The organism is Alcanivorax profundi (assembly GCF_003597125.1).
Lineage (GTDB): Bacteria > Pseudomonadota > Gammaproteobacteria > Pseudomonadales > Alcanivoracaceae > Alcanivorax > Alcanivorax profundi.
Window position 1 is genome coordinate 22,986 of sequence record NZ_QYYA01000002.1, and the last position, 12,608, is coordinate 35,593.

At 59.0% G+C, this 12,608-nt stretch carries 9 protein-coding genes; all 9 read right to left on the reverse strand.

Annotation, left to right across the window (positions count from 1 at the left end):
* Nucleotides 1-85 precede the first annotated feature (85 nt).
* The 9 genes from D4A39_RS05410 to D4A39_RS05450 all read right to left on the reverse strand — a co-directional run bounded on the left by D4A39_RS05410 (nucleotide 86) and on the right by D4A39_RS05450 (nucleotide 12,596).
* Nucleotides 86-3,052 carry a beta strand repeat-containing protein gene (locus D4A39_RS05410; RefSeq protein ID WP_022985247.1) on the reverse strand — a complete coding sequence of 989 codons (2,967 nt, stop codon included), beginning with the start codon at nucleotides 3,050-3,052 and terminating at the stop codon, nucleotides 86-88.
* Between the two features lie 179 nt (nucleotides 3,053-3,231).
* Nucleotides 3,232-3,702 (reverse strand): DUF11 domain-containing protein, encoded by a 471-nt coding sequence (locus D4A39_RS05415; RefSeq protein WP_022985248.1) that lies wholly within the window; start codon nucleotides 3,700-3,702, stop codon nucleotides 3,232-3,234.
* A 340-nt stretch (nucleotides 3,703-4,042) separates the two neighbouring features.
* On the reverse strand, nucleotides 4,043-5,110 hold the full coding sequence (gene hflC / locus D4A39_RS05420; RefSeq protein ID WP_022985249.1) for a protease modulator HflC: 1,068 nt from the start codon (nucleotides 5,108-5,110) through the stop codon (nucleotides 4,043-4,045).
* The gene (gene hflK / locus D4A39_RS05425) at nucleotides 5,110-6,285 is read right to left on the reverse strand and encodes an FtsH protease activity modulator HflK (protein ID WP_031226405.1); all 1,176 of its coding nucleotides are present in this window, start codon (nucleotides 6,283-6,285) and stop codon (nucleotides 5,110-5,112) included. The genes hflC and hflK overlap by 1 nt, the downstream gene beginning before the upstream one ends.
* Before the next feature lie 47 nt (nucleotides 6,286-6,332).
* Nucleotides 6,333-7,712, reverse strand: a complete 1,380-nt coding sequence (hflX, locus tag D4A39_RS05430) for a ribosome rescue GTPase HflX (RefSeq protein ID WP_022985251.1) — start codon at nucleotides 7,710-7,712, stop codon at nucleotides 6,333-6,335.
* A 124-nt stretch (nucleotides 7,713-7,836) separates the two neighbouring features.
* Nucleotides 7,837-8,121 carry an RNA chaperone Hfq gene (gene hfq, locus D4A39_RS05435; RefSeq protein ID WP_022985252.1) on the reverse strand — a complete coding sequence of 95 codons (285 nt, stop codon included), beginning with the start codon at nucleotides 8,119-8,121 and terminating at the stop codon, nucleotides 7,837-7,839.
* A 241-nt stretch (nucleotides 8,122-8,362) separates the two neighbouring features.
* A complete protein-coding gene (gene miaA, locus D4A39_RS05440) occupies nucleotides 8,363-9,385 on the reverse strand; it encodes a tRNA (adenosine(37)-N6)-dimethylallyltransferase MiaA (RefSeq protein WP_022985253.1) in 1,023 nt (340 codons plus the stop codon).
* Nucleotides 9,385-11,208: a DNA mismatch repair endonuclease MutL gene (gene mutL, locus D4A39_RS05445; protein WP_022985254.1), complete on the reverse strand. Its 1,824-nt coding sequence runs from the start codon at nucleotides 11,206-11,208 to the stop codon at nucleotides 9,385-9,387. Before mutL ends, miaA begins: the two co-directional genes overlap by 1 nt.
* Nucleotides 11,209-11,216: 8 nt before the next feature.
* Nucleotides 11,217-12,596, reverse strand: a complete 1,380-nt coding sequence (locus tag D4A39_RS05450) for an N-acetylmuramoyl-L-alanine amidase (RefSeq protein ID WP_438502573.1) — start codon at nucleotides 12,594-12,596, stop codon at nucleotides 11,217-11,219.
* Nucleotides 12,597-12,608 lie beyond the last annotated feature (12 nt).

Genomic DNA, 12,608 nt, shown 5'->3' on the forward strand with positions numbered 1-12,608 from the left:
CCCGGAGGGCTTTCCCAAACGCTGCCATGCAGCCCTTGGGAAAGCCCCCCTCTCCCGAAGGAGAGAGGGGCCCCTTGGGAGGGGCTTAGTTCACTTGCACACAGAACTGCGCATTCGCGCTGTCACCAGCTGCAAGGTCACCAATGACCCACTCAACCACTGGCGCGGTGCCGGAATTGGCCACCGTGTTGCTATCCGAGTTGCGAACAGAATCATTCGCCACCAGGAAAGTGGTGTAAGGCGTGGTTTCATCGGTGATGGTCACGTTCTTGGCCGTGGCCGCACCTTCGTTAGTCGCAGTCAGATCCCAGATCACACACTGACCCGGCTCCACCTGAGTGGTCTGGGTAGCAGCGAACGGGGTATCCGGCGTCCAGTCAGGCGTACCGGCATTACAGCTACAATCCGCATCGACACCGGCCAGCTTGTTCAGACGCACCTGACCCAGAATGACTTCTGTCACGTCGTTGGCAGTAGCCGACGCCGCTGCGCCTGCGGTGGCATCTTCGTTGGTCGCGCTCAGGCTCAAGGTGTCCTGGGTACCTTGCGATGCATTCGCCGGAGCAAATACGGTCACCAGCACTTCAACCTTTTCGCCAGCTTCCAGAGTCAGCTCGGGCAGGTTGTCGTTATCGGCATCGGCAACGCCGATCTGGACCGGGTTACCGGCCTGATCACGCACCCACAGCTGTCCAGCAGTGGCAAGACCGGCAAGCTGGCTCAGTTCACGGTAAGCATCCGGGGTACCATCGTTGTTGGTATCCACGAACAGCTGGGTGGTGTTGGTGAAACCCGCTTCGCTGTTGGTGGCAGACAGCTCAACCGTTTCGGTAGAGTTACCGTCGTTGGACAGCACGTGCGGGTAATCCACGTTACCGCCGGGCTGCACCTGGTTGGCGCCGTCAGGAGTGATGCTCAGATCACGGTCAGCAACCACATCAACCGCATCCAGCTTGCTGTCGTTGATGTTGCTGTCAGACGGAGAGGTCACCGTAAACGTGACGGGATAATCGCCATCGCTATCATTGGTGTTCACTGCGTCACCGCCGGTGTAATCCGCACGGGCCTGGGCCACGTTGGAAGACACAGTTACATTGGCGGTGTAGTGATAAACCGCACCGGCCGGCAGGTTCGGGGTGGCTGTGACCACATCGCCTGCATTGCTGGTGTTATCCACCGTGCCATTCCCATCGGTATCGACACCCACATCCACAAACTGCACAGACCAGCCCGCGGGTACCGTGCCACCCAGGGTGTAGGACTGGGCGTTGCCGGATTCGTTGGCGACATACAGATTGAAAGAAGTCACGGCTCCTGCTGCTGCCGTATTGGTGGTGGTCGGCGTGCCGGTGTTGGCGTCAGCATCAACTGCGCTATCACCCATACCGGTTGCGTTGGCAGTGTTGGCAATATCCACGGCCGCCGCATTGATGGTGCTCAATACGCCAGCAGTGGTATCAGACTGGCCATTGTCGCCCGCGGAGGTCGCCGTCAGGTTGAACTGGTACGGACCGACACCGCTGGCGCTGGCCGGCAAGTCGGCTTTCACGGTGATATTCAGCGCTTCCGCAGGATCCAGCTCACCGGTATCCGGGTTACCGTCACCGTTGGTATCAGTGATCTGAACCGTGCCCGCTGCGTTCCAGAAGGTAAACGTGGTACCTGCCGGGAACGGAGTGGTCGCATCGTTGGCTGCGCTCAGCTCGAACACATCCACGCCGTTACCGTTGTTGGTAATGGTGTGTTTGAAGTCGACCACGGCACCGCTGGCCGCACTGGGCACAGTGTAGATGTCGTCATCGGTGCCATCGGTGGCATCTTCGGTGTCGTTGGCATCCACAGCGTAGATCTGACCAATCACCGTGGTTACCGTATTGGAGCTGACGGCATCCTCAGTGGTCCCCGCATCGTTGTCCAGGTTGCCCTGGGCAGCGAAGGTGTTCTTGATCTCGGTGCCCGCAGGCGCGGTCGGATCAAAGCTCACCTGATACACGATAGAGACCGTGGTATTCACACCCAGGCTGGCATCGGTCAGCAGCACACCGGGAATACCGGTTTCACCAGTGGTGCCGTCACCGTCCAGATCCACACCCGCCGGCTCATCAATGGTCGCCAGGGAACCAGGTGCATACATGGTGGTGGCATCTGCCGGGATACTCTGGTCGGTACCGGTGTTGTCCTCGTAGGTATCGCCGTTCGCCGCCAACAAACCATTCACCGAAGTGATGTCCACGAAGGTGGCATTGGCCGGCACCGCATCGAAGATATTGACATCGGTTGCCGCACGGCCACCGTTGTTCTTCACGGTCAGGGTATAGGTGATGGTGTTGGTGGAGGTGTTAACAGACGCAGACTTGGTCGTTACCAGTACCGCATCGGTGGTTACCGTCACCTGATCGTTGTTGGTGTCGTTACCATCCGCAGTACCGTCACCATCCGCATCGTAGGTGCCAGCATCGCCGTTGGTACCGATATCCTGCACCAGACCACCGTCCGCGGCAGCATACACACCATCGCCCTGCGTGGACTGCGCCAGCAGGGTAGCATCAATGATGGTGCCCGCAGCGGTACCCGACGGCACCGGCACGGCCAGGATCAACTCAACCTGCTGATCGGGGTCCAGATCCACCTGGGTAACAATGTTTTCACCGGCATCAGGCTGACCATTGCCGTTGGCGTCCAGATAGACGTCATAGCTGATCGCCCCTGTCGCGCCGCCAGTACGGCCGCTCAACACAAAGGTGTCACGGGCGTTACCGGTGTTCTTCAGGCTATGGCTGAAGTACACGGTTTCGCCGGGAGCACCGGCTTTGTTGCCGTCGTTACGCAGGGTACCTGCATACACTTCGGCAACAGTGACCACCGCCTCGTTGGACTGGGCGGAGTAACTGTTACCATTGGCGTCTTCATAGGTGACGGTTGCCTTGTTCTTGATGTCCGTGCCGGCTTCCGTGAGTGCCCAAGCTTGCCCTGCGGCAAACAGCAACCCACCAGAAACCAGAGACGCGGCCATTTTCGAAGACAACACACCTTTATTGAAGGCATGTTTCATGGCTTCATCCTCAAAGTTTGATATTTAGACTTACCCTCTAGTTTCAGAAAGCCTTGCGAGAGCGGCCCCTCGTCGAAACGAGTGGTCCGCCCCTCCCCTTGCGGCTGACCATGACGATCAAGCCGCTCGCGCAAGACTTCCTCTGTGGAGCTTTCGCTCCTACGTCAGCCCCCCGGGAGCTACTGCACCTTTACCCGGTAGCGATACTGCTGCTCCTGGTCAGGCTGAAGGCTGCCTTTCGGCTGCCAACGCACCTGGGTGTAATCGCTGGGGGGAACCGTGACGTTCTTGGTCCGGCCGTCCTTGTCTTTCACCTCACGGGTAACAGGCTCAGCCAGAAAACTGGTTCCATTATCAATGCTGACGGTGAACGCGGCGTCCACCTTGGTATCGGCACTACCCCCTACGTAGGCGGTATTGGCCGGAACTGGGCCGGTGATCACAAGGCCGGAAAGCGGCTGTTCACCGGTGTTTTGGTAGGTAAGACGGTATTCCACCACATCACCAGGAGACGCCTGCTCCGTGGCAACAACGGTTTCCTTTCCGTCTTTTTCGGTTACCAGAAAGGTTTCCATCTGACTGGTCAGTGGCCCGTCTGCCCAAAGCAGGGAAGACAGGGACAACAACAGAACAGAGAAAGACAGCTTCATCGCTTGAACTCCCAGTACCCGGCAATATGCCGAAGAAGGTTGCTTACTTCTCGACCAAATCATTATGAAAAGCTTTTCTGTGACCCATATCACACTTTTTTGTAATGTTATGATCGATTTCTGTGACACCCTGCCTATTTTGCACAAAAACCGGGCTCAATGCGTGAACGCATTGTAAAAAAACAGTGAAAGCACTGGGACGGCAGTACATTTTTTGACCGTCCGACCCTCTGTAATCAATCACTTACCCCCGTGTAAGCCATTTCCTACACAGAAAAAAACCCGCCAAAGGCGGGTTTTTCCGGTATGAACGGCAAACAGCACAATCAGGCAAGTCGACCTAGCGACTGCCGCTCGCACCATTTAGGTAGCGGAAGAAGTCACTGTCTGGCTCCAGAATCAGCACGTCTTCCGGATCCTTGAAGCTTTCCTTGTAGGCCTGGAGGCTACGGTAGAAACGGAAGAACTCCTTGTCCTGATTGTAGGCTTTCGCATAAGTGGCCGCTGCCTGGGCATCCCCCTCACCGCGAATGGCCTGCGACTTGCGGTAGGCATCCGCGAGAATTTCGGTGCGCTGACGATCCGCCCCGGCGCGAATTTTCTCGGCTTCTTCCCGGCCCTGGGAGCGGTGAGCCGCCGCATCACGCTGACGCTCCGCGCGCATCCGGTCAAACACCCGGCCACGAACCTGATCCGGCCAATCCACCTGCTTCACCCGGATATCGACAACTTCGATACCCAGATCTTCCATGGTGGACATGTTCACTTCCTGACGGACCTGATCCATCAGCGCTTCACGCTGGTCGTTACCCGCCGGCTCGCCGGCGTCGGCCACAGTCTCTTCACTGTCTTGCTGTCCGGCTTCACGCAGAATGGATTCATCCAGTTGATCGGTAGGCACTTCGGTGGTTTCCCCCGTGGTCGGGTCACGAATAATCGCGGTATCCCCTTCCACTTTTTCCACGTCGCTCTCACCGGCAACCACCTGGAACACTGTGCGCGAGGCAAACTCGTTACGCAGCGCCTCATTTACACGCGGATCCAGCAACTCACGGGCCCGACGCTCCATGATCTGCGGGTTGGCAGAGCCGCCCCCCACACTCACGATATAACGCTGCACATTGTTGATCCGCCAGACCACAAAGGCATCCACGTTCAACAGTTTCTTTTCTGCCGTGAGAAAGGACTGAGTGGGCACGTCGTATACCAGCGCCCGGCCATCCACCTTGACGACCTCCTCAAACAGGGGCCACTTGGGGTAAATCCCCGGGGAAATATCCGCCTTTTCGATTCGGCTGAACTGTTTCAGTACCGCTTTCTCGGTCTGGTTAACAATATAGAAGGAGTCCAACGCCAGCAGGGCGAGGACACCCAGCGCCAGCAGCGCCAACCATCCACGATTATTCATTAGCGCAACTCCTGGGGTCGTGATGTGCTGTACAGGCTACGCGAAGCACTACGCCCGCTGCCTCCGTCATCGGCACCGGCCTTGGCGGCATCGCTACTACCCGCGCCGGGGTTTTGCTGGGGAGTGGACGCTCGCACATCCCGCCCTTTCACCAGCTGCTCCAGAGGCAGGTAAATCAGGCTGTTGCCGTTATCCACATCCACCAGCACTTTGCTGGTTGCACCAAAGACCTGGGTCATGGTTTCCAGATACAGGCGTTCGCGAGTCACATCGGGAGCCTTGCGGTATTCTGAGAGCAAATCGGTAAAGCGATCCGCATCACCCATGGCACCGTCGATCACCCGCTGCTTGTACGCTTCCGATTCTTCGGTCAGGCGTTGCGCCTCACCCCGGGCCTGGGGAATCACCGCATTGCGGTAAGCTTCCGCTTCTTTCTTGAAGCGGTCTTCGTCTTCCTTGGCCTTGGACACGTCGTCAAAGGCATCCCGGACCGCATCCGGGGCTTCGGTCTTGTCCAGCACCACCTGACGCAACACCAGGCCGGTGTCGTAACGGTTCAGGTATTCGTCCAGACGCTGCCGCACCTGCACCCGAATGGCTTCCCGGTTGTCTTTCAGCACATCATCCATGGAGGCAGAGCCCACCACATGACGCAGCGCCGAGCTGGTGGCGTGCTCCAGGATCTGCTCTGGCTGGGCGACCTTGAGCAAGAAGGGACGCGGATCCAGCACCTGATACTGGACCTGCAGGGTCACGCTGACGATATTGGTGTCCTTGGTGAGCATTTCCTCGGTGATCTCGTAGCGGCGGTTCTGCCCCACATCCACCTTCTGGTATTGCTCAAGAATCGGCGCGCGCCAGTTCAGACCCGGCTCGACAATGCGATCGAACTTACCGAAACGCAGCACCACGGCCCGCTCGCGCTGATCCACCTGAAAGAACCCGACCAAACCATAGACCACCAGTGCGATCACGGCGACCACAGCCAGTAGCGGCAGCGGTGAGCCTGATGGCTTGTTGCCATCGCCACCCGGACGACCGCCCTTGCCACCAAACACATTGTTGATCTTGTCCTTGAGGTTCTTCAGCGCCTCATCCAGATCCGGCGGCCCTTGATCACCGCCGCCACCCCAGGGGTCTTTCGGCTTGTTACCGCCGGGTTCATTCCACGCCATGTAGGTCTCCAGTCCGTCAGGGCCGGCATGGCCCATGACTTGTAATGTCAGCTCACCTTGGGCGAGCGTTCTGAATTGTAGGAAGGCCCATCTTCCCCTGCAACCGAGGCCGCCGATTCCGGGGCCGGCACCACCAGTTCGTCTTCGTTCAGACCCTGCTCACGCAACAGGCGTTCAAAATGAACCCGATTGACGTTGATGCGCAGCAGCATGCTGCCATCCATTGCGGCCTCTTCATCCAGCACCTCACCTGCTTCATGCAGACGGGCGCGCAGGCGCCCTGCATGGGCAGGCAAACGCACCCAGCAATCGACCCAGCCTGCGGCCAGCCGCTCCGCAATGGCCTCAAAGAGCAGATCAAACCCGTCACCGCTCTGTGCCGAAATCCATACTCGCCAGGGCTGTCCGTGCTCGTCACGGTCAATCCGTGGCGATTCATCAAGATTGTCTACTTTGTTGTAGACGTGCAGTACCGGTAACTGGTCGCCACCGATTTCTTCCAGCACCTCATTCACCGCGTCCACATTGCTGTCCCGTTCTTCTGCACTGCAATCTGTCACATGCAGCAACAAGGTTGCGTTAGCGGTTTCTTCCAGGGTCGCCCGGAAAGCCTGCACCAAGCGATGAGGCAGGTGGCGAATAAACCCCACGGTATCGGCCAGAATGGCTGGCCCGACACCGGGCACCTTGACCTTGCGCAAGGTGGGGTCCAGGGTGGCGAACAGCTGGTCCGCCACGTACACATCCCCCGTAGTAATGGCATTAAACAGGGTGGATTTACCCGCGTTGGTATAACCGACCAGTGAAATCAACGGCGTTTCGGCACGCTGCCGGGCACGGCGCCCCTGCGCTCGCTGCTTTCGTACCTTCTCCAGTCGAGACTCAATGGCACGTATGCGGTCTCGCAACAAACGGCGGTCGGTTTCCAGCTGGGTTTCACCAGGCCCGCGCAGGCCAATACCGCCTTTTTGTCTTTCCAGGTGAGTCCACCCGCGCACCAGGCGGGTAGATAGATGGCGCAACTGTGCCAGCTCAACCTGCAACACCCCTTCGTGGGTGCGAGCTCGCTGGGCAAAGATATCCAGGATCAGTCCGGTACGGTCAAGCACCCGGCATTTCACCGCCCGCTCCAGGTTGCGTTCCTGGGCCGGGCTGAGCGAGTGATTGAACAGCACCACATCCGCCTGGTGCTGCTGCACCAGTTCGGCCAGCTCATCCGCTTTGCCTGTGCCGATAAAAAGGGCCGGGTCGGGCCTGTCGCGTTTGCCCGTCAATTCCGCCACAGGCTCCACGCCACTGGAGGTCACCAGATGATGGAATTCGTCCAGATCCTCACGGCCCATGGAATCCGGCAGGTCCAGATGCACAAGAATCGCCTGCTCTCCGGCGCCAGTGCGTGATTGCTCTGTACGATCAAATAAGTCCATAGGTGCCTGATATGGGGACAGTAGGCCCAATTGTAAACCGCCGAAAACGAAAAGGCAGGAGGAAGAAACGAAAAGAGCCACCCGAAGGTGGCTCTTTTCAGCAAAAAGGCTCTGGCAATCGCGATTACTGGTTACCGAAGCTCTCTGTGCCCTGTGCACCCGTGGTGCCATTGCCGGTCGACATGGCCGGGTTACCACCTGCACGCGGGTTACGCGCCGGGACCACAGTGGAAATTGCGTGCTTGTAGACCATCTGACTAACGGCGTTCTTGAGCAGAACCACATACTGGTCGAAGGACTCAATCTGCCCCTGCAATTTTATGCCGTTTACCAGAAAGATGGATACCGGGATCCGTTCCTTACGCAGAGCGTTCAGGAAAGGGTCTTGTAGTGAATGCCCCTTTGACATGGCAAGTCTCCTTGAAATAACAGTAAAAAGTGGTGCCCAACACTCGGGCAATATCAGCGCGTTACCTGCAGTGAAGCCGTCCCGAACGGCCACCGCATGCCTGATGCGCCATCAGACATTTTTTTGTCAACAACCCAACAAAATGGTTCCGGACTGGGCCTATATGGGATGACGAAACGAGTATTCAAGATCCCCACCCCCAATTCCTTGGCATTATAGACCAAATAAGCAGCACTCGACCTCAACTAAACACAGATTTACAGATCTTCGCAAGTTGGCCAAACAGCGCATTGCGCTCCTGCTCGTTGTTACTGTCGAACCGTTCCAGGTTCGGCCATTTTCTTAGCCAGGTGTACTGCCTTTTCGCCAGTTGGCGAGTTGCAACCACACCCTTTTCGATCATCGTCTCGCGATCGTATTGCCCCTCCAGGTAATCCCATACCTGGCGGTACCCTACCGCTTTGATCGCGGGCAGGTCCCGGTGCGCTTCCGGACGAGCCATCAAATGGCGCACTTCTTCTTCCAGCCCTTGCTCAAGCATGACCTCAAAACGCCGGGCAATCATCACATGCAACCAGGCGCGGTCTTTGGGCGCCAGTGCCGCACTGTAGACTGGCCAGGGAAGCCCACTGAACTCACTCAGACCATCCTCTCTCATTGTGACAGTCGTATGATGCTCGGCATGAAAGACAGAAAGCGGCTTACCCGTGAGCCGATACACTTCCAGCGCCCTTTGCAGACGCTGACGATCCATGGGCTTCAGCCGATCGGCAGTGGCCGGGTCCACCCGGGCCAGCTCGGCATGCACCGCTGGCCAGCCTTGCTCTGCCGCCAGCGCAGCAATCTCGGCGCGCACCGTTTCATCCGCTTCCGGCAGCGGCGCCAGACCTTCGACCAGCGCCTTGAAATACAGAATGGTGCCTCCCACCAGCAACGGCAAACGCCCAGCAGCATGGACTGCCTCAATTTCTCTCAGCGCATCCGTGCGAAAGTCTGCGGCGGAATACGGTTGGTCCAGGTCACGGAACCCCAGCAGCCTGTGCGGAGCTGCTTGCAACTCGTCGTTTGATGGCCGCGCGGCACCAATATCAAGGTCCCGGTACACCAGGGCGGAGTCCACATTGATGATTTCGATCGGGAGAGATTGCACCGCCTCAATGGCCAGCGCGGTCTTGCCAGAACAGGTGGGCCCCATTAAAAGCAGTACAGGCAAGACAGGCCGGGGATCCCCGTCATTCTTCGGCGAGGGACGGGAGGGCGCCATCACTGCCCCCGCATAAACAGGCGATCCAGATCCTTGAGACTCATTTGAGTCCAGGTCGGCCGGCCATGATTGCACTGGCCCGAGCGCTCGGTGGCTTCCATGTCCCGGAGCAAGGCGTTCATTTCCGGCACGGTCAGGCGGCGGTTGGCCCGTACGCTGCCATGACAGGCCATGGTGGAAAGCAGTTCATCGAGCTTTTGTTCAATGCGCTCGCTGCTGCCTTGGGCAAGCAGATCGGAGAGCACATCACGCACCATGCTTTCGCTGTCGCTATTGCGCAGCATGGCGGGCACTTCGCGGACCACCAGCGTTTCCGGGCCGGCGCGCTCCACCACAAACCCCAACCGGGAAAACACCTCGGGCTGCTCTTCGGCAAAGTCAGCTTCCCGTGACGAGACCGCCAACGATACCGGCACCAACAATGGCTGGCTGCGCACCTTGTCGGTGGACCAGCTTTGCTTGAGCCGCTCATAGGTAATGCGCTCGTGGGCGGCGTGCATATCGACCACCACCATGCCGTGCTGGTTTTCCGCGAGAATAAAGATGCCGTGCAGCTGCGCCACCGCATACCCCAGCGGCGGCACGGTTTCATCATCACTGGCCGGCGGCATGACCGCCGGGGCGCCATCCTCGATGCGCGGCTGAACCAACGCACCGTAGGCATCTGCCTGGCGCAAGCCCTGACCATAGCCACCAGACGCAGGTGGCGGCGTATAAGGGCGGCCAGAGGGCGCGGTAAGCGACATACTGCCCTGGCTCGGCTCACTCACCGGCATGGGCACGTCGTCATACACCACCGCAGGCTCGACACCTTGCCCGGGGCGCACGTCGGCAATGGTCCGGTGCAGGGAGCTGTACAGGAACCCATGCACCATACGCTGTTCGCGGAAGCGCACTTCGTGCTTGGTGGGGTGAACATTCACATCCACCATGGCCGGGTCCAGTTCAAGAAACAGGACATAGGCCGGGTGACGGCCGTGATACAACACATCCGCATAGGCCTGGCGCACCGCATGATTGACCACCTTGTCGCGAATCACGCGGCCATTCACATAGAAATATTGCAGGTCGGCCTGGGAGCGGGAGAAGGTGGGCAGCCCCATCCAGCCATGCAGACGGATTCCATCACGCTCCACCTCCACCGGGATGGCCTGTTCCATAAAGCCCTTGCCGCACAGCTTGGCCACGCGGCCCGCCCGCAGGGTGTCATCCAGACCTGCCGGTAGCTGGTGGATCACTTTCTGGTTGTGGGTCAGCCGGAACGCGGTATTGAATTCACTCAGGGCAATGCGCCGGAACACCTCTTCCAGGTGATTGAATTCCGTCTTCTCGGTACGCAGAAAGCGGCGCCGTGCCGGGGTATTGAAAAACAGGTCGCGCATGGTGACGGTGGTGCCACGGGGATGCCCCGCCGGCGTGACCGACGGCGCCATGTCTCGACCTTCGACCTGGACCTGCCAGCCTTCGGCTTCTCCTTCCACGTTACTGGCCAGGGTCAGTCGCGAGACAGAGCTGATCGCCGCCAACGCTTCACCGCGAAAGCCCAGCGTGCCAATGGCTTCCAGATCGTCCAGCCCGCGAATCTTGCTGGTGGCGTGACGAGACAGCGCCAGCGGCAGGTCATCGCGTTCAATGCCATGACCATTGTCACGCACCTTGAGCAGCTTCACACCGCCCTGCTCCACATCCACATTCACGGACTCCGCCCCCGCATCGAGGGCGTTTTCCAACAGTTCCTTGAGGACAGAGGCGGGTCGCTCGACCACCTCACCGGCAGCAATCTGGTTGGCCAGGCGGGAATCGAGCAATTGGATCTTGGACAAAACGGACCTCAGGTTCGGGGAATTTTCAGCACCTGGCCGACCATGATGCGGTCACCACTGATATTGTTGGCCGCACGGATAGCCTGCTCACTAACGCTGTACTGGCGCGCGATTTCCGACAGTGTATCACCGGGCTGAATCTTGTACTCATCACCTTTGCCACGGCGCTGGGCGGCGTACCAGCTGTTCGGCGGCGGGTGCGAGGTAAAGTAATCATCAATACCGCGCAGGATGGAACGCGCCAGCTTGGTCTGGTGCGCAGACGAGCGCAGGTTACGCTCCTCGGTGGGGTTGGAGATAAACCCGGTCTCCACCAGAATGGACACCATCTCAGGTTCTTTCAGTACCGCAAACCCTGCCTGCTCCACCTTGTCACGCCCGCCATGCAGCTTGGTGACCTTACCCATTTCCTGCAGCACCTGCCGGCCCAGATAAAGGCTGCCCGCCATGGATCCGTTCATCTGCAGGTCTGCCAGCACGCTGAGCAGCGAACTGTCGTCTTCCTCTTCTTCATACACCCCGGCGACCCGGTCGGATTCATTGGCAATCTTTGCCAGATAGCGGGCCTTGGCACTGGTCGCGCCACGATTGGAAAGCGCAAACACCGACGCCCCATGGGCGCGGGCATCGGTAAACGCATCCGCATGAATGGAAATGAACACGTCCGCACCGTGTGTTTCCCGGGCAATTTTTCGGCGCTCTGCCAAGGGGACATAGTAGTCACCATCGCGAACCATCGCCGCCCGCATGCCGGCCTGATCGTTCACCATCTTCTCCAGCTTCTTGGCGATCTGCAGCACCACGGTTTTTTCCCAGGTCCCACTGGGGCCACGGGCACCCGGGTCCTCGCCCCCGTGACCGGGGTCAATCGCCACCACCATCAACCGTTGCTCCGCAGGCGCCGATTGCGCGGCAGGCTTTTTCTGGGCAGGAGTGGACCCTGCAGCCGTGGTAGCGGCCCCTGACGAGGTGCCATTCAATTCCTTGTCGAACAGATCGACCACCAGACGCCAGCCATGCGGCTCGATGGGTTTGAGCAGGTTGGTGCGAGTGCGCACCCCCTCTTTCATATCGAATACCACACGGGTCTTGTCGCTGTGCTTGCCGACCCGGATATTGGCGATGGGACTGGTGGCGTAATCCAGCGTCTGGATGTCGAAGTCCAATTTGGCTTCCTGCAGGTCCAGCACGATACGGTCAGGATTGGCGAGCTTGTCGAGCTTGTGATCCACCGGCGATGGCAGATCAAACACAATGCGGGTGTGGTCCGGTGCCCGGTGCAGGCGTACAGATTCGATGCTGGCCTGGGCCAGGGCAACGGGCGCCCATAGCATGGCAGCCAGCAGGGTGAAGGCGGTCACAAGCCATTTGTTATTGTTACTGCGCATTATCATAGGCGT

Bases quoted from the DNA above. Each gene is read 5' to 3' on its own strand.
- D4A39_RS05450 (WP_438502573.1), bottom strand. From the start codon at position 12,596: ATGCGCAGTAACAATAACAAATGGCTTGTGACCGCCTTCACCCTGCTG.
- hflK (WP_031226405.1), bottom strand. From the start codon at position 6,285: ATGGCGTGGAATGAACCCGGCGGTAACAAGCCGAAAGACCCCTGGGGT.
- D4A39_RS05415 (WP_022985248.1), bottom strand. From the start codon at position 3,702: ATGAAGCTGTCTTTCTCTGTTCTGTTGTTGTCCCTGTCTTCCCTGCTT.
- hflC (WP_022985249.1), bottom strand. From the start codon at position 5,110: ATGAATAATCGTGGATGGTTGGCGCTGCTGGCGCTGGGTGTCCTCGCC.
- D4A39_RS05410 (WP_022985247.1), bottom strand. From the start codon at position 3,052: ATGAAACATGCCTTCAATAAAGGTGTGTTGTCTTCGAAAATGGCCGCG.
- hflX (WP_022985251.1), bottom strand. From the start codon at position 7,712: ATGGACTTATTTGATCGTACAGAGCAATCACGCACTGGCGCCGGAGAG.
- hfq (WP_022985252.1), bottom strand. From the start codon at position 8,121: ATGTCAAAGGGGCATTCACTACAAGACCCTTTCCTGAACGCTCTGCGT.
- miaA (WP_022985253.1), bottom strand. From the start codon at position 9,385: ATGGCGCCCTCCCGTCCCTCGCCGAAGAATGACGGGGATCCCCGGCCT.